The sequence below is a fragment of the uncultured Algibacter sp. genome (assembly GCF_947487575.1).
Lineage (GTDB): Bacteria > Bacteroidota > Bacteroidia > Flavobacteriales > Flavobacteriaceae > Algibacter_B.
The window spans coordinates 189,599-215,926 of the sequence record NZ_CANKXG010000008.1; the positions used below are offsets into that span (position 1 = coordinate 189,599).

The 26,328-nt window shown below is 32.5% G+C and carries 28 protein-coding genes; 16 read left to right on the plus strand and 12 right to left on the minus strand.

Annotation, left to right across the window (positions count from 1 at the left end; all coding sequences use genetic code 11):
- From Q0870_RS10850 to Q0870_RS10890, 9 genes are all read left to right on the plus strand, one after another.
- Positions 1–336 (plus strand): arsenosugar biosynthesis-associated peroxidase-like protein, encoded by a 336-nt coding sequence (locus tag Q0870_RS10850; protein WP_298555493.1) that lies wholly within the window; start codon positions 1–3, stop codon positions 334–336.
- 143 nt (positions 337–479) lie between these two features.
- Positions 480–1,535, plus strand: coding sequence for an arsenosugar biosynthesis radical SAM (seleno)protein ArsS (gene arsS / locus Q0870_RS10855; RefSeq protein ID WP_298555494.1), 1,056 nt, complete (start codon positions 480–482; stop codon positions 1,533–1,535).
- 9 nt (positions 1,536–1,544) lie between these two features.
- Positions 1,545–2,039, plus strand: coding sequence for a rhodanese-like domain-containing protein (locus Q0870_RS10860; RefSeq protein ID WP_298555495.1), 495 nt, complete (start codon positions 1,545–1,547; stop codon positions 2,037–2,039).
- Positions 2,032–2,661: a TIGR04282 family arsenosugar biosynthesis glycosyltransferase gene (locus Q0870_RS10865; protein WP_298555496.1), complete on the plus strand. Its 630-nt coding sequence runs from the start codon at positions 2,032–2,034 to the stop codon at positions 2,659–2,661. The genes Q0870_RS10860 and Q0870_RS10865 overlap by 8 nt, the downstream gene beginning before the upstream one ends.
- Positions 2,654–3,466 (plus strand): purine-nucleoside phosphorylase, encoded by an 813-nt coding sequence (locus tag Q0870_RS10870; RefSeq protein WP_298555497.1) that lies wholly within the window; start codon positions 2,654–2,656, stop codon positions 3,464–3,466. Before Q0870_RS10865 ends, Q0870_RS10870 begins: the two co-directional genes overlap by 8 nt.
- A gap of 75 nt (positions 3,467–3,541) precedes the next feature.
- Positions 3,542–4,513: an arsenosugar biosynthesis arsenite methyltransferase ArsM gene (gene arsM, locus Q0870_RS10875; RefSeq protein ID WP_298555498.1), complete on the plus strand. Its 972-nt coding sequence runs from the start codon at positions 3,542–3,544 to the stop codon at positions 4,511–4,513.
- 79 nt (positions 4,514–4,592) lie between these two features.
- On the plus strand, positions 4,593–5,492 hold the full coding sequence (locus tag Q0870_RS10880) for a sterol desaturase family protein (RefSeq protein ID WP_298555499.1): 900 nt from the start codon (positions 4,593–4,595) through the stop codon (positions 5,490–5,492).
- 19 nt (positions 5,493–5,511) lie between these two features.
- Positions 5,512–6,369, plus strand: coding sequence for a DUF547 domain-containing protein (locus Q0870_RS10885; protein WP_298555500.1), 858 nt, complete (start codon positions 5,512–5,514; stop codon positions 6,367–6,369).
- Entirely contained in the window at positions 6,362–7,147 is a 786-nt protein-coding gene (locus Q0870_RS10890) for a glycosyltransferase family 2 protein (protein ID WP_298555501.1), read from the plus strand. Before Q0870_RS10885 ends, Q0870_RS10890 begins: the two co-directional genes overlap by 8 nt.
- Positions 7,148–7,150: 3 nt before the next feature.
- Here the strand turns inward: Q0870_RS10890 and Q0870_RS10895 are convergent, their stop codons facing one another.
- From Q0870_RS10895 to Q0870_RS10920, 6 genes are all read right to left on the minus strand, one after another.
- Positions 7,151–7,879, minus strand: coding sequence for a metallophosphoesterase family protein (locus Q0870_RS10895; RefSeq protein WP_298555502.1), 729 nt, complete (start codon positions 7,877–7,879; stop codon positions 7,151–7,153).
- A 231-nt stretch (positions 7,880–8,110) separates the two neighbouring features.
- Positions 8,111–9,382 carry a POTRA domain-containing protein gene (locus Q0870_RS10900; RefSeq protein ID WP_298555503.1) on the minus strand — a complete coding sequence of 424 codons (1,272 nt, stop codon included), beginning with the start codon at positions 9,380–9,382 and terminating at the stop codon, positions 8,111–8,113.
- Positions 9,379–10,107, minus strand: coding sequence for a hypothetical protein (locus tag Q0870_RS10905; protein ID WP_298555504.1), 729 nt, complete (start codon positions 10,105–10,107; stop codon positions 9,379–9,381). The genes Q0870_RS10900 and Q0870_RS10905 overlap by 4 nt, the downstream gene beginning before the upstream one ends.
- A complete protein-coding gene (locus Q0870_RS10910; protein ID WP_298555505.1) occupies positions 10,104–11,108 on the minus strand; it encodes a glycoside hydrolase in 1,005 nt (334 codons plus the stop codon). The genes Q0870_RS10905 and Q0870_RS10910 overlap by 4 nt, the downstream gene beginning before the upstream one ends.
- Positions 11,109–11,144: 36 nt before the next feature.
- Entirely contained in the window at positions 11,145–12,014 is an 870-nt protein-coding gene (locus tag Q0870_RS10915; protein WP_298555506.1) for a transporter, read from the minus strand.
- A 70-nt stretch (positions 12,015–12,084) separates the two neighbouring features.
- Complete coding sequence (locus Q0870_RS10920) at positions 12,085–12,798, minus strand: DUF547 domain-containing protein (RefSeq protein WP_298555507.1); 714 nt, start codon at positions 12,796–12,798, stop codon at positions 12,085–12,087.
- A 251-nt stretch (positions 12,799–13,049) separates the two neighbouring features.
- Here Q0870_RS10920 and Q0870_RS10925 point away from each other — a divergent pair, with 251 nt between their 5' ends.
- The 6 genes from Q0870_RS10925 (at position 13,050) to Q0870_RS10950 (ending at position 19,154) form a co-directional block, all read left to right on the plus strand.
- Positions 13,050–14,357 (plus strand): FAD-dependent oxidoreductase, encoded by a 1,308-nt coding sequence (locus Q0870_RS10925; RefSeq protein ID WP_298555508.1) that lies wholly within the window; start codon positions 13,050–13,052, stop codon positions 14,355–14,357.
- A gap of 2 nt (positions 14,358–14,359) precedes the next feature.
- Complete coding sequence (locus Q0870_RS10930; protein ID WP_298555509.1) at positions 14,360–15,949, plus strand: 4Fe-4S dicluster domain-containing protein; 1,590 nt, start codon at positions 14,360–14,362, stop codon at positions 15,947–15,949.
- 91 nt (positions 15,950–16,040) lie between these two features.
- A complete protein-coding gene (locus Q0870_RS15430; RefSeq protein ID WP_363317954.1) occupies positions 16,041–16,190 on the plus strand; it encodes a GIY-YIG nuclease family protein in 150 nt (49 codons plus the stop codon).
- Between the two features lie 311 nt (positions 16,191–16,501).
- Positions 16,502–16,978, plus strand: coding sequence for a hypothetical protein (locus Q0870_RS10940; protein ID WP_298555510.1), 477 nt, complete (start codon positions 16,502–16,504; stop codon positions 16,976–16,978).
- Entirely contained in the window at positions 16,975–17,667 is a 693-nt protein-coding gene (locus Q0870_RS10945; protein ID WP_298555511.1) for a glycosyltransferase family 2 protein, read from the plus strand. Before Q0870_RS10940 ends, Q0870_RS10945 begins: the two co-directional genes overlap by 4 nt.
- Complete coding sequence (locus Q0870_RS10950; protein ID WP_298555512.1) at positions 17,664–19,154, plus strand: cellulose synthase family protein; 1,491 nt, start codon at positions 17,664–17,666, stop codon at positions 19,152–19,154. Before Q0870_RS10945 ends, Q0870_RS10950 begins: the two co-directional genes overlap by 4 nt.
- A gap of 296 nt (positions 19,155–19,450) precedes the next feature.
- On the opposite strand, the gene Q0870_RS10955 is transcribed toward Q0870_RS10950, so the two are convergent.
- On the minus strand, positions 19,451–19,987 hold the full coding sequence (locus Q0870_RS10955) for a hypothetical protein (protein WP_298555513.1): 537 nt from the start codon (positions 19,985–19,987) through the stop codon (positions 19,451–19,453).
- Between the two features lie 156 nt (positions 19,988–20,143).
- Here Q0870_RS10955 and Q0870_RS10960 point away from each other — a divergent pair, with 156 nt between their 5' ends.
- Entirely contained in the window at positions 20,144–21,592 is a 1,449-nt protein-coding gene (locus Q0870_RS10960) for a mannosyltransferase (protein ID WP_298555514.1), read from the plus strand.
- Positions 21,593–21,674: 82 nt separating this feature from the next.
- Here Q0870_RS10960 and Q0870_RS10965 read toward each other — a convergent pair whose 3' ends face one another.
- The 5 genes from Q0870_RS10965 to Q0870_RS10985 all read right to left on the minus strand — a co-directional run bounded on the left by Q0870_RS10965 (position 21,675) and on the right by Q0870_RS10985 (position 26,299).
- Positions 21,675–21,983: a hypothetical protein gene (locus Q0870_RS10965; RefSeq protein WP_298555515.1), complete on the minus strand. Its 309-nt coding sequence runs from the start codon at positions 21,981–21,983 to the stop codon at positions 21,675–21,677.
- A 269-nt stretch (positions 21,984–22,252) separates the two neighbouring features.
- Entirely contained in the window at positions 22,253–23,095 is an 843-nt protein-coding gene (locus tag Q0870_RS10970) for a pseudouridine synthase (RefSeq protein ID WP_298555516.1), read from the minus strand.
- A 180-nt stretch (positions 23,096–23,275) separates the two neighbouring features.
- Positions 23,276–24,178 (minus strand): geranylgeranylglycerol-phosphate geranylgeranyltransferase, encoded by a 903-nt coding sequence (locus Q0870_RS10975; RefSeq protein WP_298555517.1) that lies wholly within the window; start codon positions 24,176–24,178, stop codon positions 23,276–23,278.
- A gap of 53 nt (positions 24,179–24,231) precedes the next feature.
- A complete protein-coding gene (locus Q0870_RS10980; protein ID WP_298555518.1) occupies positions 24,232–25,161 on the minus strand; it encodes a mevalonate kinase in 930 nt (309 codons plus the stop codon).
- A 28-nt stretch (positions 25,162–25,189) separates the two neighbouring features.
- Positions 25,190–26,299, minus strand: coding sequence for a diphosphomevalonate decarboxylase (locus Q0870_RS10985; RefSeq protein WP_298555519.1), 1,110 nt, complete (start codon positions 26,297–26,299; stop codon positions 25,190–25,192).
- Positions 26,300–26,328: the final 29 nt, after the last annotated feature.

Genomic DNA, 26,328 nt, shown 5'->3' on the forward strand with positions numbered 1-26,328 from the left:
ATGTCAAAAACATATTACGATCCAGCCGACTTAAGAAAGTTTGGAAAAATAACAGAATGGAGTGAGGAGCTAGGAAACAAATTCTTTGATTATTATGGCAAAGTTTTCGAAGAAGGCGCGCTTTCCACAAGAGAAAAATCTTTAATAGCACTAGCCGTTGCCCATACAGAGCAATGCCCATATTGCATTGATGCATACACGAAAGATGGTTTGCAACGCGGTGTTACAAAAGAAGAAATGATGGAAGCCATACATGTAGGCGCAGCTATAAAAAGCGGCGCAACTTTGGTACATGGCGTACAAATGATGAATAAAGTGAATAAGTTAGACGGATAATATTTTGGGCGTTACCACAAGGGTCGGGCTTTACGTTACAAGTCCTCGCTCCTTCGTCGCTGTGGGCTTTCCACTGCAATCCCTAACGCAAAACCAGAACTCAAATTTTTCCGTAGTAACTATATATTAGTAAAAAATAACTAATGGCAACAAAGTCTCTACATAAACGAGAAAGCGATTTAGCAAACAGCAACAGGCAGTTAGAAATTCTATCAAACGGTATTTTTCAAAATGGAGAATTACCAACCTTTAAAAGTAAAATTGCCGAAACCAATCAATTTCCACTTAAAGCGAAAAAACTTGAAATACTACAAATAAACGTAGGTTACATGTGTAATCAAGTTTGTGACCATTGTCATGTAGATGCTGGCCCAGACCGAAAAGAAATCATGACGCGCGACACTATGCAGCAATGTTTGGATGTTATAAAAAACACAGGCGCTCATACTTTAGATTTAACTGGAGGCGCACCAGAAATGAATCCAGATTTTCGTTGGTTTGTTGAAGAAGCAGCAAAAGCCGGAATTAAAGATTTTATAGTACGCTCTAACTTAACAATCATCAGAGCCAATAAAAAATATTACGATTTGCCAGAGTTTTTCAAAAAGCATAATGTTCATGTGGTTAGCTCTATGCCACATTGGACACGAGGAAAAACTGACAAACAACGTGGCGACGGTGTTTTTGATAAATCTATAAAAGCGCTTCAAGAATTAAACGCTGTAGGTTATGGTATACCAAATAGTCATTTAAGATTAGATTTGGTTTACAATCCTTCAGGGGCCTTTTTACCAGGAGATCAAATGTCCATGGAAAAAGATTTCAAAAAAGCTTTAATGGAAGACTTTAGTATTCAGTTTCATAATTTGTTTGCCATAACAAACTTGCCTATTTCTCGTTTTCTCGATTATTTAATAGCTTCAGAAAACTATGAAGATTATATGCATGCACTTGTTGAAGCCTACAACCCAACAGCTGTTGAAAATGTCATGTGTACCAACACGCTTTCAGTAAGTTGGGACGGATATTTATACGATTGCGATTTCAACCAAATGCTTGAACTTCCTGTAAATAGCAAAGCAAAACACATTTCAGAATATAACGAAGATTTACTAGAAGGTAGAAACATTGTTATTTCACAACATTGCTACGGGTGTACTGCAGGAGCAGGGAGTAGTTGTCAAGGAACAGTAGCATAAAACAACCACATGAAAAAGGTATTACTCTTTATTTGTATTGGGGTTTCAATCTCCGGATTTGCTCAAAAAACGCTTTCAAAATTATTGAAGCAGCAAAACAAAGAGAGTATTCCTTATATTTCTGTCGAAGATTTAAAAACTGAGAAAGAGTCTATTATTCTATTAGATTCAAGAGAACAAAAAGAGTTTAATACAAGTCACTTACAAAATGCTATTTGTGTAGGTTACGATTCCTTTAACTTGGATATTGTAAAACCTAAACTACCAAATAAAAACTCAAAAATAGTAGTGTATTGCTCTTTAGGTATTCGTTCTGAAGATGTTGCAGAAAAACTTAAAAAAGCAGGCTATTCAAATGTCTACAATTTATATGGAGGCATTTTTGAATGGAAAAATAACGATTTAGAAGTCTTAAATTTACAAGAACAACCAACAGATTCCATTCATACATTTAGTAAAGCATGGAGTAAATGGTTAAAAAAAGGCGTAAAAGTATATGAGTAAAACATTAGTTATTGTTTTTGTAAAAAACATAAAACTTGGAAAAGTAAAAACCAGACTAGCCAAAACCATTGGCAATCAAGGCGCTTATAATGTTTATAGCGAACTCGTAAAAGTTACCGAACAAGCTACCGAAAATGTATCAGCAGATAAACGTATTTATTTTTCTGATGCTGTAGTTGACACGAAATGGAAAAACGATTATAAAGCAGTTCAACAAGGTATAGGTTTAGGCGAACGCATGAAAAATGCTTTTCAAAAAGGTTTTAAGGATGGTTATAAGCGTATCGTTCTAATAGGCTCAGATTTGCCAGATATCACAGCAAATCATATCAATAAAGGTCTTGACGTTTTGAAAGAAAATGAAGTGGTTTTCGGACCTGCAGAAGATGGTGGCTATTACTTAATTGGACTTTCAAAAATGAATAAGTCCGTTTTTGAAAACAAGCCTTGGAGTCAAGCCCATTTATTAGAGGAAACACTTCAAGAATTGAATAAAAAACAAGTTACATTTACTACTTTAGATACTTTAAATGATATTGATACTTATGAAGATTTAATAGCTTCAAAATTTTATCAATCTAACATACAATTACAAGAAAAAATCAAACAATTACATGATTAAGTTTATAGAAGAAACAGTTGATTATTTAAAAGACAAAGGTTTTGATAGTCCTGAAATCGGCATCATTTTAGGCACAGGATTAGGTGAATTAATCAACGATGTAGAAATAACAAAAGAAGTAAGTTATAACCATATTCCTAATTTCCCAACTGCTACGGTAGAGTTTCATAAAGGAAAACTTATTTATGGTACTATGGCTGGCAAAAAAGTTATTATCATGCAAGGGCGTTTTCATCTTTATGAAGGCTACTCGCTACAGGATGTCACTTACCCAGTTCGCATCATGGAGAAATTAGGCATACACACCCTGTTAGTTTCCAATGCTTCAGGCGCTATTAATCTCAACTTCAAAAAAGGAGAATTGATGTTAATTGAAGACCATATTAATCTTCAAGGTAGTTCACCATTAGCCTTTAAAGGTGTTGAACTTTTAGGCGAACGTTTTACCGATATGAGTGCACCTTATGATGCTGAAATCAATTCAAAATTCAAAAGCATAGCTAAAATCAATAACATCAAATTACATGAAGGCGTTTATGTTAGCGTTTTTGGTCCGCAATTGGAAACCAGAGCAGAATATCGTATGTTAAAAACTATAGGAGCCGATGCTGTAGGCATGAGTACTGTTCCAGAAATTATTGTTGCTAATCATTTAAAATTAAAAGCTGCAGCAGTATCTGTCTTAACTGATGAATGCAACCCAGATAACTTAAAACCTGTCAATATAAGCGAAATTATAGCCATGGCTGGTAAAGCAGAACCAAATATGGTTACACTTTTCAAAGAATTAATTAAAACACTTTAGTTGTGTAATATCAGTTACATAGTAACAACATAAAACAACTATTTTTATATAGAAAAATTTTACTAAAAATATACCATGAGCACATATTTAGAAACAACCCACGACGTATATAAAGAAGCAGCCTTAACTCCCGATGTTGGCTTATGTTGCACCACAAACCCTATTTGGGAATTACCGGGTTTAAAAATCCCAAAAATCATGCAAGAGATGAACTACGGTTGTGGCTCTACAGTACATGCACGCGATTTAACAAACAACCCAAAAATGCTTTATGTTGGTGTTGGTGGTGGGATGGAGCTATTACAATTCGCTTATTTTAATCGTCAAAAAGGTGGTGTTGTTGGAATTGATGTGGTTGATGAAATGTTAGAAGCATCAAGAAAAAATTTTAAAGAAGCAGAAGCACAAAATGATTGGTTTAAAAGTGAATTTGTAGACCTTAGAAAAGGAGATGCTATGAATTTACCTGTTGAAGATAATAGCATTGATGTTGCTGCTCAAAATTGCTTGTTTAACATTTTTAAAGCTGATGATTTAAAAAAAGCTATTGAAGAAATGCATCGTGTTTTAAAACCTCATGGGCGTTTAGTAATGAGCGATCCAACTTGCGAGCAACCTATGAACGATACATTACGTAACGATGAACGTTTACGTGCTTTATGTTTAAGTGGAAGCTTACCAATTGCTGAATATGTTAAAGCATTAACCGATGCTGGTTTTGGAACTATTGAGATTAGAGCTAGAAAACCATATAGAATTTTAGACCCAAAGAACTATCCAACAGACGAGTTAATTTATATAGAATCTATTGAAGTTGCAGCAATTAAAGACCCAATGCCAGAAGACGGCCCTTGTATTTTTACAGGGAAAGCCGCTATATATTATGGAGATGAAGACTATTTTGATGACAAATTAGGACACGTTTTACTTAAAAACCAACCACTTGCTATTTGCGATAAAACAGCCGCGACTTTAAAAGCGCTAAATAGAAATGATATTTACTTTAGTGAGTCCACTTATCACTATGATGGTGGTGGATGTTGTTAAGCAATATTATAATTCCTATAAAATTATAGGTCTTAGAATTTAATAATATTATAGATTCCTATCTTCACAGGAATGACAGATGGATAAGTATTTAGACATTATAAAAAGCTCCTATTCTGGATATTGGAATTATCTCAAAAATGAGATACTTTTCCAAAACCAGTGGAACAATTATTTTTATGGTTTAATTATTATTTCACTTTTGGTTTGGGTATTAGAAATTCTATTTCCTTGGCGGAAGAATCAATCTATTTTCAGGAAAGATTTTTGGCTGGACACCTTTTATATGTTCTTCAACTTCTTTTTATTAAATCTTATTATTCTGATAGCACTTTCAAATACAGCAGCTTCATTTTTTAATGATATTTTAGGAAGTATCGGTTTATCCATTAAAAACTTTCAACTTTTTGATGTAGATAATTTACCAAAATGGCTAGGATTGTTTGTTTTCTTTATCGTTTCAGATTTTGTGCAATGGAATACCCATCGCTTATTACATCGCGTACCTTTTTTATGGAATTTTCATAAAGTACACCATTCTGTTAAAGAAATGGGATTTGCCGCACATTTGCGTTACCATTGGATGGAACCTGTAGTATACAAATCGTTACTCTATATCCCTATAGCTATTATCGGGAATTATGATGCTAAAGATGTGGCCATAGTTTACTTTTTCACTATAACCATTGGGCATTTAAACCATGCTAACTTAGGTTGGGATTACGGTTTTTTAAAATATATTTTCAATAACCCGAAGATGCACATTTGGCATCATGCCAAAGCGTTACCCAAACATGTTAGGTTTGGCGTTAATTACGGACTAACTTTAAGCATTTGGGATTATATTTTTAAAACAAATTATATCCCGCATAACGGAAAAGATATTGAACTGGGTTTTTCTGGAGATGAAACCTTTCCTAAAGATTTTATAAAACAAGAACTTTATCCCGCGTTTTCACAAAAGCCAAAACCCGATTGATAATAAACTTAAGCTTCAAATGAAATACCTACAATTATTTGCACTCTTCATTTTTATCTCATCTTGTTGTAGCACAAAACGCATTACTGAATCATCTTCTGATAAACCAAAAACTGAAGTAATAGAAATCACAAAAGATTCTATTACTACTGAAATTGAAACTACTACTGAAATAGAACCACCAAAACCACCAAAAATAGTTGAAGTTGATGTTGTTGATGATTATACGCCTGAAGCATTTAATCATTATTCATGGAACATTCTATTGAAAAAATACGTTACAAACTCTGGTAACGTAAATTACAAAGGTTTTAAAAGCAATAGAAAAGAACTAACAAATTATATTACCAGCCTTAGCAAAAACATTCCTAACGATACTTGGAGTAATCAAGACAAATTAGCGTATTGGATAAATGCTTATAATGCTATGACTATAGATTTAATCCTTAGGCATTACCCTGTTAAAAGCATAAAAGACATTAAAAAACCTTGGAACCTACGTTATTGGAAATTAGGCGAAAAATGGTATAATTTAAATGAAATTGAACATAACATTTTAAGAAAAATGAATGAACCTAGGATTCATTTTGCTATAGTTTGCGCCTCTTTTTCTTGTCCAAAACTTTTGAATAAAGCTTTTAGGTCTGAAAATATAGATAACCAATTAACTAAGGTTACTAGAGAATTTTTAAGTGATTCTAATCGAAATGAAATTTCTCAAAACAATATTAAACTATCAAAAATATTTCAATGGTTTGCTAAAGATTTCAAACAAGATGGAAGTTTAATTGATTTCTTAAACACATATTCTGAAATTACTATTTCCGCGAAAGCGAAAAAAAGTTTTAAAGACTATAACTGGAAGCTAAATGAATAAAATTTCAATCATAATTCCTGTTTTAAATGAAGATGCATACATAGGCAAACTGTTAGAGCATTTACTAGCCAATTCTTTATCTAAAAATATTTCAGAAATTATAGTTATAGATGGTGGAAGCACTGATAACACCAAAGACATTGTTGGAGATTTTTCAAATTTTACAAGTATTCCCAATAAAAAAGCCTTTAACTATATTGAAAATTCGACCTTTGGTGACAAACTGATTTCGACGGAAAAATTAAAAACCCAAATTCTGCTTTTAAATTCTGAAAAAGGACGCGCAGTACAAATGAATTTGGGTGCTAAATCTGCATCTGAAAACATTTTATATTTTTTGCATGCCGATTCGCTTCCTCCTAAAAACTTTGACCAATTAATTATAGATGAAATTGAAAAAGGAAACGAAGCTGGTTGTTTCAGAATGCAGTTTGATAGTAACCATTGGTGGTTGCGTTTAGCAAGTCAGCTAACAAAATTTAGTTGGCGTGCTTGTAGAGGCGGAGACCAAAGTCAGTTTATTACTAAATCCTTATTTGATGACATTGGAGGCTTTAATGAAAACTATACTATTTACGAAGACAATATTTTAATAAACGAACTGTATGCCAGAAAACAATTTGTTGTTATTAATGAGAAACTAAAATCTTCTGCACGAATGTATCGCAAACATGGTGTTTGGAAATTACAATATTTCTATTGGTCCATTTATATAAAAAAATGGCTTGGGGCAGATGCGGATGAACTTCACAATTATTACAAAAAATATATTGGCTAAATTCTACTTATTTCTCCCCTTTTCATTTGGATATAAAGCTGGTAAGTTATCACTTTGGAATACTTTTTTTGTATTCACATCAACAATTGATAATTTCCCTGTAAAGGCTGCTCCTGTATCAATATTCCATACGTTAATGGCATTCATAGGCACATCACTATTAAAATTTATTGTTGGTGTATGCCCAATATAAATTTCTTTATAATGTTTTAATCGATTTGGGTAAATTGCCGAATCTTTTTCAATACGTTTATCCATGGTTAAAGCCATTTCCCAAAGTGTTCTATCAAAATACAAAGTAGTTTCAAAAACCTCTTTACTCACACCATGCATAGATGTAAAACCAGCATGAAGAAATAGTCGATTTTCATTATCTAAATAGTACAATGGCATATTTTCAAAAAACTCTAAATGCTGTTTTTTATCTTCTTTTGAAAAGCCTTGATAGCTTTCCATAGTTTCTTTCCCTCCGTGCATGTACCATGTTGGATTAACATCATCACTTCTTAACCATTCTTCGCACCAAACATCATGATTTCCTTTTATAAAAACGCATTTTATTTTTTGAGAAAGTTCGACTAAAAACTGAATAACCTGAGCAGACTCGCTCCACCCATCAATATAATCTCCTACAAAAATTAAGGTGTCATTATCCTTAATTTCTACCTTATTCAAAACTTGTATTAAAGCTTTTAATCCGCCGTGAATATCTCCAATTGCTAAAATGCGCATACCTAATTAATTTTTGACAAAACTAATAGATTACTTTAATAATGAAAATATTGAAGAAAATTTTATTGGTTTCTAGCCTGAAAAATCATTTTAACTAAATTGTTGGCGGTTAAGTGCGTTAGGGATTGAGGTATTTATTGAAGCTCTTTTTGTGTTGTTGCACCTATGCAACACAAAAAAGCGACTGCCGAAAGCCCGACCCATTTTTAGGGTAACGCCCAAATTAAGATTTTAAAAGTATTGCCCAATTCCAAATACAAAACCATTAGTAGTTCCTTTTGTGATTCCATGGCCATAATCGATTCTAAAAATAGCGTTATATATTTTTTTATGAATAAAACGAAGTCCTAAACCAGGATGTACTTTTATATTATCATTTTTACTAAAATCTCCCAAATCACCTCCTGGGTTTCGCCATGTACCAGCATCAACAAAAGCGTTTCCTTGTAAAACAAACCAGCCTTTTTCATAGAGTGTGTGTCTGTATTCGGTATTCCAAACAATTACCCCTGTACCCCTGTCAATGGTGTTACCCACTCCACGAACATTCAGGTTATTATCAACAGAAAAAGGCGCAAAAGGGGTGTCATCATTTGTGGATAGTCCTAAACGTAATCTATTAGCCCAATTTCCTTTTTCTCCCACACGTTTAAAAAGAAAAAAGTCATTCCAGCCAATAAAAAAATCGGGTAACATATCGTTTGTTGATGTAACATATTGAAAGTTAAACTGACTTTTAAATCCTGAAACGTATTGGTAGAAGTAATCTAATTTATTATACTCATAAACACCTTTTAAAAGCCATTTATGTACATTTAATTCTTGAGGAACATTAGAGCTAGTAGCACCAAACTTATATTGATAATCTTCAACAAAATAGTTGATACCGAGTTCCATTCTATTCTTAAAATCAAATTCATATAAGCCCAAAACCTCAAATGACTTATTATTATATTTATAATCTGAAGGTTCTGGCTCATTCATCAAAAAAACGGGTTCTAGAGTTGTTAAATCTTGATGGTTTACTGCTAAGCCTAATTTATTAGAAAACAAATAAGGTGCTCTGAAATTTATGGCATAACTGCTGTAAATATCCTTTTGATAAAAACCTCCAAACGTTATATTTCGTCCTAACAGATTAAACTCATAAAGCCCCAATCGATATGCAAACTCATCATCATTAGTGGTATAAATATTTGCTGATGGAATAAGTGTAAAATTCTCTTCTATATTATAAAATACGTTATACTGATTGTCTTCTGATGGAAACACCTGATAATATGCATGTGATACCGAGGGCAAGCGTTTTAAACGTAAAATATCTTGTTCTATAATAGTAGAATCTAAAACAACACCTGGTTTTATTTTAGATATGTTTTTTATAAATGACGCTTTTAACTTTTTATTGCCCTGAACTTTTAAATCGTGTACAACAGCATTTTGAGCAGAAAGATTGGGAAGAGTAAAACCTAATAATATAAAAAAGAATACTAATTTTTTCATTCGGCAATAAAAGGTTTTTGAATTACCCAATTTACCCAATTATCTAGACTTACATCCATTAATGTAAAATTATAATTTTCATTTAGAATTAAATCGGGAGGTGCATTGGTAGTAACATTTAAAACAACATTGTTTAAATTATAATATTGAAACTGATTCTCATAGGTATACGTTCCGGATAATAAATTATCATTTTCATCTGAAACTACCTGAAAATATATAGCATTATCACCTACTGGATTATCTTCCCATATAAAACTTGGCATACCTGATTCAGATTGATTTACAACAACTTCATCATTCCAAACCGTAGACTTAGAGATTTGCTTCGATTGTATAGGATTGGAAATTTTCACCTCTCCATCTAACTCGAAAGTAACAATTATCCATTTTTCGTTGGATGCTTTTTGTGTAAACTTCCCTAGGTGTCCATTAAAAACTGGTTCGCTGCTAAGCAAATTTCTAGTATAATTTTGATAATTATTTTCATCAACTTCGGTAGTATTTGTTTTGTAGAACCTAATATTGGAAGCTCCAAATTCTGGGTAATAAAAAGTAAGTATATCTCCAGTATTTTTATCACTTGCAGCACAAGCAACAACGGCACCAGTCTCAATAGTTTTACCAGATAGATAATTTGCTAAAGTTTGTACTTCCTCACCATTGTCTTTTGAACAAGACATTAAAACAAAAAAACATATAATGATGTATCCTATTTTTTTCATTTCAAACTATATTGTTTTCTTATTAAGTCTTCAGCTGGTTTATTTTGTGGTGTAAATCTGGAATTATTCTTACCTCCTGCTTTTTCGTGGTTATGAAACCATTTCCAAATAAATCCGCCAGCAAACCAATCTTCTTTCCAAAACGTTTCCAATAGGGCTTGTGTTGTATTTGTTTGTGCTCCAAGATTTACTTGATTCATACTTCTATCACTTTCCCAAGGTGTCTTACCTGAATAATCCACACTTCTATAACCATACTCAGTAAACAAAATAGGTTTATCATACTTTTGACTCATATTATAAACCTCTTGTTTATGCGTTTTCCAACCTTTTAAACATTCTTCTACTGTGGGTGTTTTACTTTCACTTACAGGGAAATAAGCATCTACTCCTATGTAATCTAAATGGTTCCAAAAAGGTGTTCTTTTAAACTCATCCCAATTTGCGGCATAGGTTAATTTTCCCTTGTACTTTGTTTTTATTTTTTTAATTAAATCATTCCAAAACTCTGGCCTGTTTTCAATAAACTTCTCTAATTCAGTACCTATACAAAGTAGCTCGGCTTTCACCTCATTTGCTAATTCTGCATAATCTAAAATAAAACTTGAATATGAATCTTCTAAAGTTTTCCAATCAGCTTCATTTTTCATTTCAATAAGCCCAGTAAATTCACCATGCCAAACCCAAATTTGAGGTTTTAACATTACTTTTATATTCTTTTTTCTAAGCTCACTTATATATTGTTTCGCTCCTGCGCTAGTCTCTCCAAACCATTGCCCATCCGTATTATAAGCTATCTCTGGATGATCTAAATTTCTAACAAATCCGAAAGGCATAATGGCTGCATAGTTTGCATTAACATTTACTACTGGCTTAATATGAACTTCATTTACAGCTTCTCTAGACGCAACAAAACTCACACCATTAATTTTATTGGTCTGAGTTTGACAAGACTGAGTAAATACTATAAATGAAAAAATTAGGAACTTAAATAATCTCATAGAAAGAAGTTTAAGCCCCTAATTTAATATTATTCATTAAAACAATGCCCTTAAACCTATGTTAAATGATTGCCCTAATCCTGTATTTTCGCCTCTTATAAATTTGCTATATAGTGCTTCAAGATTTAGAGTTTTTGATAATTGATACTTTCCTCCGAAGCCTAGTGCCGTAAAATCTTGGTCAAAATCCCCTATTCTTTGAAAGTGTTGTACAAAACCCAAAACGGTAGATTTATCACTCGGAAAATAACTCATAAATACGCCAGGGGCTAAGACAAAAGTATTGTTTGCAAAACTATCATCATCACCAAAATTATACTCCGTATTTAATTCTGTAAATAATTGCCAATTGCCACTAGGCAAAGTATAATCATAAAAGAACCTGTTTTGAAAGGTGAAAGCTGTTTGATCTAGAAAAACACCATTAGTGTCAGATTCTGCACTAATCAAAGGAATGTGAAATGCTGATTGCACTGTAAAATTACTTACATTCTTTAATGGGTTGAATTTAATTACTGGAGCTATTGAGGTTAAACCTGAACGTGCCGTACCAGCTTCTCCATCAAAAGAGAACACATCCAATGCGTCTCTTCCTCCCACAACATTAGATCTTATTTCTGCTAATAACCCAACATTTATTTTACTGTTTTCGGATACCCCAGTAAAAATATCAATACTAGAAGTAAAGTATGTTTCGCGAGGCTTATCACTCTTAATACCTCCTTCTATTTTTTGAGTTTCTGTATATAAATTATTAAACCATTTAATATCCCACTGACCTTTCTTTAAAAGTTTTGAAGGTGTATATGTTTGAATATTACTTTTTTGCGATGCTTCTTCATCTTCTTGTGAAAAGCCTGTGAACGCTAAGGTTGTAAACACTAATATTGCTATAATCTTTTTCATAATTTGGTTTTGTTTTTTATTTCTACTGAAGCAGAAATCTTTCACTCTATTTGGTTTGTTATTTTTTTAATTATTGTTTGTTTACTTTCCAATCATAAGGAAAGTAGCTTAATTTAAAATTACTGTCTAATTTTTCTGTTCTGTATTTGTTTATAAAATCAATCTCAGTCTCACCATTCATGGTAAAATCTCCCTTATACCATTCCATTATTTGAGAAGCTTGCACACGCTTTTTCTTTAAATTAATTCTTAAAAACGTACCATTCAAAGCTATTTTAGTTTGCTTTTCTAATTGGGCATTTAATGTGTTTGGCAAATAAGCTTTACTAATTAACGGCGGGCAACCTACTGCGCCACATACCAATACAAAATGAAAGCGTGCATCTTTAAAATTACCTCTTAAAAGTTTATGCTCAATATCATTTAAGGTAATGCTTTTACCTCCTAAGCTATAAGTTGTTTTATCAAAAAAACCTGCATTATCAAGTGGTGAATTTGTTGGGTAATTATTTATAATACCTTTTATTACTGAAAGGTTATAGGCGTTAATCCAAAAGGCTTGATAATTATTAGCATCACTTTTAACGACCGAAATACCTTCAGCTATCTTTAAAATGCTATTAAGCTCATCTTGATTTGCATGAATTTTTGAGTATGCCACTTTTCCGTTGGCTACATTGGTTTTAAAAAAAGCATCTGCTTTATTTAAAAACTTATTTAAATCTTGAGAAAACCCTTCAAAAGATATTAATGCTATAAGTACTATTATTAATTGTTTTTTCATTTCTAAATTATTTATAGTTTTACATGTCTTTTCTAATATCCGACATATTTTAAATTTTAAACTTTGCAAAGTAACTGCCATTAGGTCGAACTAAATTTCAGGTAATTACATAAAAAATAAAACTTTTTTCACGTCTTATCCTATTATGAATCCTTACAAAATACAATCAATTTAAACTTATTCTAAATTAACACCTATAATTTAAGTTCTTATCTTTAGCTTCGACCTAATTAGAAATTAACAACCAAAATATGCAAGAACACATCGTTATTATAGGAAATGGAATTTCTGGCGTAACTGCTGCAAGACATATAAGAAAATTGTCTGACAAAAAAATCACCATTGTATCTGCAGAAACCGAATATTTTTTCTCACGCACTGCACTCATGTACATATACATGGGACACATGAAGTTTGAGCACACGCAACCATATGAAAATTGGTTCTGGGAAAAAAATAGAATTAACCTTAAAAAAGGATATGTAAAAACTATCGATACCAATGCAAAAACGCTTTATTTTGCAGAAGGAGACACACTTAAATACGACAAACTTATTATTGCCACAGGTAGTAAACCAAATAAGTTTGGATGGCCAGGTCAAGATTTAGAAGGTGTTATGGGCATGTATCACAAGCAAGATTTAGAAAACCTTGAAAAGTATGCTCCAAATAATAAAGCATGTAAAAGAGCTGTAATTGTTGGCGGAGGCTTAATTGGTATTGAGCTTGCTGAAATGCTAAACTCGCGACAAATTCCTGTTACTTTTTTAGTAAGAGAAGATAGTTTTTGGAATGGTGTTTTACCAACGGGTGAAAGCGAAATGATTAACCGTCATATAAAAAATCATCATATCGATTTACGACTTGGAAACAATTTAAAGGAAATAGTTTCTGATGAAAACGGTAAAGTCAAATCTATAATCATTCAAGAAACGGGCGAAGAAATTGCTTGTGATGTTGTTGGTTTAACCGCCGGTGTAACTCCAAATATCGATTTTATAAAAGATTCTGAAATTGAAACAGGAAGAGGTGTAAAAGTAAATCGTTATTTAGAAACAAATGTTTCAGATGTTTATGCTATTGGAGATTGTGCCGAACAACATGAAGGTATAAATGGGCGTAGACCCATTGAAGCTGTTTGGTATACAGGACGTATGATGGGAGAAACTTTAGCACAAACCATCTGCGAAAACAGAATACAATATAATCCTGGGCATTGGTTTAACTCTGCCAAATTTTTGGATATTGAATATCAAACTTATGGTTGGGTTTTTAGCGAACGTGGAAGACCTGAATACGAAAAACATTTTCATTGGAAACATGAAGATGATACGAAATGTATAACCATTGCATATCACAAAAACACTAACACTTTTCTAGGTATTAACACCTTCGGAATTAGAATGCGCCATGAAATATTTGATATGTGGTTAACCGAAAAACGAGATGTAGATTATATTATAAATCATCTTCCTGAAGCTAATTTCGACCCAGAATTTTACAGTCATTATGAAGCTGATATTCTTTCAGCATACAACAAACAACTACAAACCGTATAACCATGAGTAATAAAATAAATCATAGTATGTCTTTAGCAAAACCAGATGCTGTAGACATTTCGAATAAACAAAAAATAGCTCTTGCAATAGGCATTATTGGGTTATTAATTTTAACACTAGCTCTTTTTAACACAAACTTTCCAAACAAAGGATTATTCTTAACACTTGCCTTAGGGTTAATATCTGGCGGCATTATAATCTATTCAAGAGAAGCCTATTTAACAAAGCTAGAAGGCATAAAAAATGATGGTGTTTGGTTCAAATCTATTTCATCACGAGGTACTTGGGGTTGGATTGTTGGTGTTATACTCACTGCATTTTACATCATATTATATTTCTTTCCTAAATATTTAGGATTAGGAACAGACGGCGCAGAAAACACGGGATTAATTAGCTTGTTCGACCCTTTAAGCAAATTATTAAGTGGCAGACCTGCAAGCCAGTGGTTTGTTTACGGTACACTTTACACGGTTGCTATTTTAGCCTTTGGATATAAATTTATTTTAAAATACAGGCACAATCGTTACCAACAATTACGTACAGGTTCTGTAATGTTTTTTCAATTAGGGTTTGCTTTTTTAATTCCAGAGTTCATGTATGTTATGAACAACGATTTGCCTTATTACGATTTAAAAAGTGTATGGCCACTTAACTATTATATTTTTGATGAATGGTCTGTAAACGGATTCCTTTCAAACGGAAATATTGGTTTAGCTTTAATATTGTTTGGCATCATTTCCATTTTTGTAATCACACCCATTTTAACTTATAAATACGGAAAACGTTGGTATTGCTCATGGGTTTGTGGTTGTGGCGGTTTAGCTGAAACTGCTGGAGATTCTTTTAGACAATTATCTTCTAAAAAAATGTCTGCTTGGAAATTAGAACGTTGGTTAATACATACTGTTTTAGTATTTTCTGTAGTGATGACAGTAGCTATGATTTATACCTATTTAGGTTATGATAAAAATGATTTCTGGTTAACACGAGGTGTTTTTATTTCTTTAGTCATCGGGTTCCTAACATTAGTTTTTGCAGGTGTTATGTATTTTAAAAGACAAGAATTAGGTAAAGATGCTAAATATGGTGCTATTGGTTTCTTTGTTGTCATTGCATTATTACTTATCATGCATTTTACAGGAACAACAAATCAAATATTTTATATTAAATCGGGTGCGCTAAGATCTGCATATGGTTTATACATAGGTTCTATATTTTCAGGTGTTATTGGCACAGGCTTTTATCCTATCTTAGGAAGTCGTTCTTGGTGCAGATTTGGTTGCCCTATGGCTGCTATTCTAGGGTTTCAACAACGTTTATTCTCTAAATTTAGAATTACAACTAACGGCGGACAATGTATTTCTTGCGGAAACTGCTCAAATAGTTGTGAAATGGGAATTGATGTTCGTGCCTATGCGCAAAAAGGCGAAAATATAGTACGCTCAAGTTGTGTAGGCTGTGGTATTTGTTCTGCAGTTTGCCCAAGAGGTGTATTAAAACTAGAGAATGATGGCATGGAAGGACGTATCAACCCAACAGAAATCTTATTAGGAAACGATGTTGATTTAATGGATTTGGTAAATAAGAAATAGTTTTCGATTTATCATATTAACTAAAAAGACAAATCTGAATTATAATGTCACACTGAGCTTGTCGAAGTGCAAACTTAAATGCAATAACTAAATGAGATTCTATTACGTTTACATCCTTCTTTGTGCAGATAATACCTATTACACAGGAATGACAAATGATTTAGAGAGAAGAATTAATCAACATAAATCTGGATATAAAAAAGATAGTTATACGGAGTCTAGACGACCAATTGAGCTTTAAGTGGTATTTACAATTTATAAACCCTACAGAAGCCATTAAAATTGAAAAACAAATAAAAGGTTGGTCACGCAGAAAAAAAAGAAGCTTTAATTAATGAGAATTGGAAAGATTTAGTTGAATTTTCAAAAAACTATACCGAACATGGCAATCGCATTAATCAAAATAAGTCTTCGACATGCTCAGACTAACATCACGTTTATTAATTGGCTTGATAAAAAAGCATAATATTAGATATCTTTTAAAAATTGTTTTTAAGACAAATGAGAACCAAAAATGTCACCCCGAGCTTACCGAAGTGCAATACCATATAAATGAAAAAAATAGTCTTTATAATATTTGTATTAATCTCTTTCAACGCTTTCGCAGAAAAAGAATATCAAAGAACGTATTTCGAAAATGGAAATATCAAATCTGAAGGTTGGACAGAAAATAATCAAAAAACAAAGTTCTGGAAATTCTATTATGAAAACGGAAACATAAAAAAACAAGGACACTTTTTAGCAGGTAAAGAAATTAAATACTGGAAATTCTACACCAAAAGTGGTGCTTTAGAAAAAGAAGGACACTTTAAAAACGGAAAGAAGAATGATTGGTGGCTATTTTATGATACGATGCAAAAAGTAAACCATAAGTGCCAATTAAAGGACAATCAAAAAAATGGGTATTGTCTTATGTATGAAAACGAAAAACTAGTCTCAGCCTCAAAATATAAAGCAGGTAAAAAAATAAAAGAATGGACTACCTTTGCATCCTTTAAAAAGGAGAATAAAATTAGCGATCTTAAATGACCCATATAAAAGTCATCATTCCAGCTTATAACGAGGCAGATTCTATAACCCATGTTATAAACGATATTCCTAATATTGTTAACGAGGTTATTGTAGTCAGCAATAATTCTACTGATAATACAGAAGTTAATGCAAAAAAAGCTGGGGCTACCGTTTTAAAAGAAAACAATAAAGGTTATGGTTATGCCTGCTTAAAAGGTATGCAACATATTGCAAATCAAAATGAAAAGCCAGATATTGTTGTTTTTCTTGATGGTGATTACAGTGATTACCCAGAAGAATTAACCAAAATAGTAGCGCCCATAATTAATGATGGTGTCGATTTTGTAGTCGGTGCACGTATAAAAAAACTCAGAGAAAAAGGAGCTATGACAATACCACAAATTTTTGGTAATTGGCTAGCTACAACATTAATGAGCTTGTTTTTTAGAGCAAAATTTACAGACTTAGGCCCTTTTAGAGCCATTAAGTACAATAGGCTTTTAGAGCTTAACATGGAAGACAAAACATACGGATGGACCGTAGAAATGCAACTTAAAGCGCTAAAACAAAAATTTATATATACCGAAATACCAGTAAATTATAGAAACAGAATAGGGGTCTCAAAAGTTTCAGGTACAGTAAAAGGTGCTATATTTGCAGGCATAAAAATCTTAGGTTGGATTTTTAAATACAGTTTTAAAAAATGATTTTAGAAACAGCAGTTATAGTCATATACACCGTGTCACTTTTACTCATATTTATGTATGCGTTGGCGCAATTAAACCTGTTGTTTAACTACCTATCTTCTAAAAAAGCAAAAGACAATTGCGCAAAATTAGATTTATCAAATCCAGATGAAATCCCATATATCACTATACAACTTCCCGTATATAACGAAATGTATGTTATGGAACGGTTGTTAGATAATATTGCAGAAATTGACTATCCAAAAAACAAGTTAGAAATTCAAGTTTTAGACGATTCCACAGATGAGACTGTAGAAAGCACACTTAAACACATACAAAAACTTCAAACCACCGGTTTAGATATAACACATATAACCAGAACAGACCGTAAAGGCTTTAAAGCTGGTGCACTAAAAGAAGGTTTAGAAACCGCCAAAGGCGAAATTATCGCCATTTTCGATTCCGATTTTCTCCCTCAAAAAGACTGGTTAAAACGTACCGTTCCGTATTTTAAAGATAAGGCAGTTGGTGTTGTACAAACCCGCTGGGGGCACATTAATCGCAATTATTCTATCTTAACACGAATTCAAGCTTTTGCCCTCGATGCACATTTTACTTTAGAGCAAGTAGGGCGAAACAGTAAAGGGCATTTTATTAACTTTAATGGTACGGCAGGCTTATGGCGAAAAGCATGTATTATTGATGCTGGAAATTGGGAAGGCGACACCCTAACCGAAGACCTAGACCTTAGCTACCGCGCACAACTTAAAAATTGGAAATTCAAATATTTAGAACACGTAGAAACCCCTGCCGAGCTTCCTATAGTTATAAGCGCAGCACGCTCACAACAATTTAGGTGGAATAAAGGTGGCGCAGAGAACTTCCGTAAAATGATGGGGCGCGTCGTAAAAAGTAAAAACATATCAGCCAAAACCAAAGTACACGGCTTACTGCATTTATTAAACAGTACCATGTTTTTAAACGTGCTAATTGTAGGTGTTTTAAGTATCCCCATGTTATATATAAAAAACGAATACGCCCATTTACGCCCTTATTTTTACGTTATGAGTTTCTTCGTACTAAGTACTATAATCTTTTTTATATGCTATTGGTTTATGTACAAAAACATTTATGGTAGTGGCTTTAAAAACTTTATAAGCTACATAGGCATGTTCTTCGTATTTTTCTCTATTGCCATGGGCTTTTCATTGCATAATTCTATAGCGGTACTAGAAGGACATATGGGTAAAAAATCAGAATTTGTACGCACACCAAAATTCAATATCAAAAAGTATAAAGACAACTGGAAAAATAACAAGTACATAAAAAAAACAGTATCCGTACACGTTATTTTCGAGGGACTCCTCATGCTCTATTTTGGTTTCGGTATGTACAGCGCCTTTATTGTAGGTAACCAAGGCGGCGATTTCGGACTCTTCCCATTCCACCTCATGCTATTTGTAGGCTTTGGCTATGTGTTTTTTAAGTCCCTAACATCAAAAGTGTAATCACTAAACACAAAATATCGTCATGCTGAACTTGTTTCAGCATCTCACATCTTAATTATTTTTGGGCGTTACCACAAGGGTCGGGCTTGTTTATTGACTTTGTTTTTAAATCGAAAGAGAAGGTTTTCTTGAGAGGTTCGTTTAACGGTCTCGTATAACCGTCAGTTACGGGTTTATATGCGTTAATTTTCAGTTTAGCACTGACGTTAGCAATTCCGAGTGGATTCGGACGTAGTCGAATCCGCCGTAATTGCGGTTATACATTGTTACAAACTGTTTTTTATAATTATAAAGTTCTACAGGTTATTATTGACTACTCCTTCATAATGTCCAACTACAGTTACCGAGTTCCATTTAAAACTGTAATCAAGATTAATTTCGTTTACTAGATTGTCTTCTGTAGAAGTAATTGAATTAATTGTCACATCACCAGAAACAAATCTTTCGTCTTGAAACCAATAGCCAGTAGTAATGTCTACTTCATCTTGATTAGAATTATCTTGAAAATGAATAGGTAAATAACCATGTATTCCAAATTTGTGGTTTCTACCATTTTCAGTTGAATATTTTCCTTTTACAAGAGGACCATCTTCTATATCTGTCCCAGAATCTAAACTAAAGCGACCAAATTGGCCTTCAGGCAGGTTGTGGTCAAGAGGGTTGCAGAATATGAAGTCAAAAGCTGAACTTTGACTGTTAGATTTTGCAAAATTAGTTTCATAGAAAACACCATTGTAAGTAAAACCATTTCTACTTTCAGAAACATCATCAGAAGAACAAGAAATAATAGATAATCCAATTAAAACTCCAAATATTAAATTCAATTTTTTCATTTGGTAAAGTTTGGTTTAAATTGTTTGTAATGCGATGATATAAATCCGTTTTAATGATTTATATCAGACGTTAAACGAAGTTAGTTAATTTTTCTGACAAAATCAAGTAAGTAATTTGTATTTAATATGACAAACAAATAATCATATATTTACCACATGCTTTTAAACCCAACATTTTTAAAACTAAGTAAAACACAATTACTTATCGCATTATCAAGCGTGTTATTCTATTGGGCTTTTGCTTACGATTTAATTAGAACCGATTACATAAAACTCATCATGCTGTATAGCGCGTTGTTTATTTTGTTCTATAAACTAGTACAGCGTTTTAAAAGCAATATTCAATTTTTAAGCTATTTAGCCTTTGGGTTTCGAGCTATTTTTATTTTAGCCATACCTAACCTGTCACAAGATTTTTATCGTTTTATATGGGATGGTCGCATGATATTAGAAGGCATAAACCCTTATTTATTTACCGTAGAATCGTTTATAAGCAAAGATGAATTTCCTGTAGCAGAAGCTTTGGAACTGCGCGCTGGCATGGGCAGTTTAAATGCCAGTCATTTCACTAATTATCCGCCAATAAATCAACTCTGTTTTACCATTGCTGCTCTATTTGCTGGAAAAAGCATTTTAGGTTCGGTAGTAGTTATACGCTTGCTTATTATTGCTGCCGATTTTGGAACGCTGCACTTTGGTAAAAAACTATTAGAAAAACTAAAGCTACCTGCGCATCATATATTTTGGTATATTTTAAATCCGTTTATCATTATAGAACTTACAGGCAATCTGCATTTTGAAGGGGTTATGATTTTCTTTTTAGTATGGAGTTTGTATTTGCTTTATGTTGGCAAATGGCAATTCGCTGCAGTGGTTTTAGCCTTATCTATTTCAGTAAAATTGATTCCGTTAATATTTTTGCCTTTGTTTTTTCAGTGGTTTGTAAAGCGAAACGTCATTGCGAACAAAGTGTCGCTATCTGCTAAAAAGGAAGAGATTGCCACGTCGTTACCTCCTCGCAATGACCTATGGAAGGGAATGACAAAACTGATTGGGTTTTATACCATAGTCATCTTGACTACGCTCCTACTTTTTGCGCCGTTTTATTCCTCAGAATTTGTAAACAACTATTCAACAACGGTGGCACTCTGGTTTCAAAACTTCGAGTTTAATGGCAGTATCTACTACATAGCCAGAGAAATTGGATACTTGTTTAGAGGTTATAACGAAATTGCTATTATTGGAACTATAACACCCATACTTGTTATACTGTTTGTTTTAATCATCACCTTTTTTAGAAGAAATAGAACGCCTATACAACTTATTACAGCGATGCTACTAGTATTATCATTTTATTATTTTACAACCACTACAGTACACCCTTGGTACGTTGCCTCACTATTAATACTTTCAATTTTTACTAAATACAAATTTCCTTTAGTCTGGAGTTTTGTAATTATACTTAGTTACTTGGCATATATAAACCTTAACAAAGCCGATAAATCTGAAAACCTTTGGGTCATTGCTTTGGAATATGTTATTGTTTATGGCGTATTTATTTGGGAAGTATTCATAAAAAAGGTTTCCAAAACATTGGAAACCTAAATTATTTTATGCCATACTGAAAATAAATTCGGTATAGCAAAAATTACATTTTTTCTAACTTAGTAATTGTATTTATTTTATCCTATTCTTCTTCATCCATTTTAGGTGGTTGTACCGCTTCTGGATCATTATTATCAAAATCCTCATAATCATCTACATCATAATTCTCCATTGTTACCGATAATGTAGAACTCACTTTTACTAAATATTTGGTGTCTTGGGTAATAACTTCAACGGCTTCAATCATATCATTATGTTGATTTCTAAAGGATATAATATGATCATCATCATAACCATCAGGATATTTTTCAACTAATAAGGCTAAAATTTCCGGGGTCAGTTTCTTAAAATCTACAATGACTCTTTTTAAGTTTTCATTCCTATTTTTCATCGCTAGGTATTTTTTTATATTGGTTGGTTTTCATATAATAAAAATACACAAAAATTAAAAGCGCTACATAAAATTACATTATTTTTCAAGTGCTATATGTCTTTAAAAAAATAGGTTCATGTTTAATAGTATGTTGTCTCAACAAGAAATACATACTATTAAACATGAACCTATTTTGAAATGTAATTGGTATAATAATCTAGAACTTTTGTTTTCCCAAACTCCAGTCTGAGCAAGGTAGAAACTTGATGCTGAATATGGGTTTTATTCTAAAGCATCTTCAAGGTATTCAATTCCTGCTCGGTTAAGTGTTTCCAATGCCCGCGTGGAATATCTTTTTTAGTTAAGTGACCAATTGCCACACAGTCTAAGCTTAAAATATCGTATTTAAAATATTCAAAAATGGTACGAATAATGGTATTTCCTGTATTCTTGATTTTTAAGCCGATTTCCTTTTTACTGGCACCATCTATATAGCTTATCTCTTCAACTTCAATCAATTTACCTTCCACTTTAAAACCGCCTTGAATCTTTTTTAAATCTTCTAGTTTTAAGTTTTTATCTAATTCTAAATGAAATAAACGGGCTACACCATGCTTAGAGTTCATGAATTTACTGGATATTGTATCGTCATTCGTAAATAACAATAACCCTTTTGAGTTTCGCCCTAAACGTCCAATTGGTTTAATACGTGAAGATGTGGCATTAGCTACTAAATCCATTACCGTTCTCCCTTTTCCTTCACTGGTAGTGGTTGCAAATCCTTTTGGTTTATTAAGTAACACATAGGCTTTTTTCTCGGGTCTTATACTTGCGCCATCATACCGAACCTCGTCTACTAACTTTACTTTGTAACCCATTTCGGTAATTACTTTACCGTTTACGCTTACTAAACCAATAGCTATATGTTCATCGGCCTCACGACGCGAGCAAATACCCGAATTGGATATAAATTTATTTAACCTAATTTCATCAGGGTTACCTGATTTTTTTGGAGTTGGATTATTTTTTTTAACAGGTGTATTTCCCTTAGCATTACTTCTAAAACGTTTGCTTTCACTACCACGTTCTGACGACTTTCCTTTTCTTTTACCTCCTTGTTGTTTGTCCATTACTTATAATTTTGTGCAAAGATATACTTAAAATTATGATTCTTGATTTAAAGCTTGTCGATTTGTTGGGTCTGCGTTAAGGATTGAGGTATTTGTTGAAGCTCTTTTTGTGTTGTTGCACCTATGCAACACAAAAAAGCGACTACCGAAAGCCTGACCTTTGTGGTAACGCCCAAAAATTTATATGCGATTTAAGATAACACTTACGTCTATTAATAATATACTAAATACACCTGCGAGAATAATAAATTTTAAGATATTATGTAATATAAGATACTGCGTTTTGGTTTTTGACCTCCATAACATAAATAGAAAAACAAGCAGTAGTAAAAAGCTTAAATAAAAGAATATATACATGTTACCAACTTCAAAACGATATAAGAGCAAATAGGTTGGCACTAAGGTTAAAGCTGCCAAAATGGTCAACATTATTTTTGATGTTTTCTCGCCAAAAGCCACAGGTATAGTGACATAGTTTTGGGCAATATCGCCTTTTATGTTTTCTAAATCTTTAGTGAGTTCGCGCATTGCAATTATTAAAAACAGAAATATGGCATGTACAAAAATGACTGTTTCAAAATTTTTGTAATACATGAAAATGGCGAAGAATGGTGTTATGGTAAGTATTGCTGATGTTAAATTACCTATAAACGGCAACCTTTTTAACTTATGAGAGTAAAACCAAATGGCGAAAATGTAAATTGAAAAAAACAGAACTGCTTTAAACGACACGTAACTTGCCATGATTACTGCGATAAAATTTAACACAAAATAAAATGATAGTTTGGTGTTTTGACTTACCAGCCTATCTAACCTAGACTTTATTGGGCGGTTTATTAAATCTTTTTCTGAATCGTAAAAGCTATTTATAATATATCCTCCTGCTATGGTTACTGAAGATGCCAATACCAACATGAGTAAATTTAAATCGAAAACCACGGCTTTTAAAGGCTTATCGTACGCCAAAATATAAACTGCTGTAAGGTATTGAGCAATAACTACAATTAAAACATTATAACCTCTTACCACAGAAAACATACTGAAAAATTTAAGTAGAATATGTTTCTGTCTTCTTGTTAACATCTTAAAAAGTTTGATAAGATCCTGAAACAAGTTCAGGATGACAGTAATGAAGTTTAGAAGTTATAAACGACTTCTAATTTATAATCTGACAATGCTTGTTTTGCCTTTTGAATATCTTCTGTAAAACCAAGTATATAGCCTCCGCCACCAGACCCACAAAGTTTTAAATAGTATTCGTTGGTTTCAATTCCTTTTTTCCACAGTTCGTGAAATTGCTTTGGAATCATTGGTTTAAAGTGATTTAACACCACTTTAGATAATTGCTTAGTATTACTAAATAATGATTTTATATCTCCATTTAAGAAATCGTCAACACAAGCATCTGTATGCTTTATAAACTGATTTTTTAGCATGCTACGAAAACCTTCTTGCTTCATTTTTTCCATAAACAAGCTAACCATTGGTGCGGTTTCTCCAATTATACCACTATCCAATAAAAACACAGCGCCTTTCCCCTCACTTTGCTGTGCAGGAATACCAGTGGCTTCAATATTATCTTTTGAATTGATAAGAATTGGAATACTTAAATAACTATTTAAAGGATCTAAACCAGAGGATTTTCCATGGAAAAAAGATTCCATTGCAGAAAAAATACTTTTTAATTTTAGAAGCTTTTCTCTAGTTAAGTTTTCAAGAACGGTAATTTTATCAAAAGCATATTTATCGTAGATAGCTGCTACCAATGCACCACTACTACCAACACCATACCCTTGCGGAATTGATGAATCAAAATACATTCCTGAATTTACATCTTCTAATAATCGTTCGATATCAAAACGAACAATAGCATCATCTGTACTTTGCAGGTGATTTGCAAATTGCTTTAAACTTGTGTTTGATTTGACAGCCTCATCTGTAGGGTTTTCATCTTTCTTTAAAGCTCCATTATAAAAACTATAAGGAATAGATAAACCTTTGGAATCTTTAATGATACCATACTCACCAAAGAGTAATATTTTTGAGTAAAAGAGAGGTCCTTTCATAAGCAATTTTTGACTTGGTTTAGCAAAATTACAACAGTTTTGCCCCAAAACCAATTTTATCGTTAATATACTCACCTTTTTGACAAAAGACAACTAATTCAGTATTAATGAATTCCATAACTGATTTTGCCTCATTTTCAGGATACAACACATGTACATTAGCTCCTGCATCAAGTGTAAAACATATTTTTGAGCCTGAAGTTTTACGGTAATTCCAAATTTTATTAATAATTTCCAAAGTATTTGGTTTCATTAATATGAAATAAGGCATACTGGTCATCATCATGGCATGGAGTGTTAATGCTTCACTTTCCACTAGTGCAATAAATGCATTTAAATCACCATTTTTCAATATAGAAATCATGTCAGAAAGGTTTTTACCTGCTTGTTTAAATCGCTCTTGAGCAAATGGATGATTATGCATTAAATTGTGCCCAACAGTACTGCTTACCTGTTTTTTACCTTTATCAACTAATAAAATAGTATCCTGATAATTTTTGAAGTTAGAGTGTACTTCGTAAGGATATTTTATGCCGAACAAATCTGAACTTCCTTTAATTTCTTCATGTTTTCCCCAAACTACTAAATCACCTTCAAGACTTCGGCAAGCACTTCCAGAACCTAAACGTGCTAAAAATGATGCTTTTTGAATGAAATAATTTTCATCATAAGACTTTTCGACTGCGCTCAAGGTAACATCAGACTTAATTAATTCCTTTTCTATGCTCATTAAACACAACGCCAATGCACTCATTCCTGAAGCAGAAGATGCTATACCTGAACTATGTGGAAATGTATTTGATGTTTCTATTTTAAAATGATACCCCTTTAAAAAAGGTAAATAGGCTTCTATACGCTTAAAAAAAGTTTCAATTTTTGGTTTAAAATCGTCTTTTTTTTCGTCATCTAAAAACACTTCAAACGACAAGTTACCATCGTTTTCTTTTTTTGTAAAACTCAGCTTTGTATTTGTCTTACAATTGTTTAGTGTAAAACTAATAGAAGGATTTTCTGGAATTTGATGTTCTTTCTTCCCCCAGTATTTTACCAAAGCAATATTACTTGGTGAAGACCATGTGAAACTGCCTTTTTCTATACTATTTGAATACGCTTTTGGAATAAAACCTGCTGCTATCATTTGTTACATTTCAGTTGACAAAGACTGTT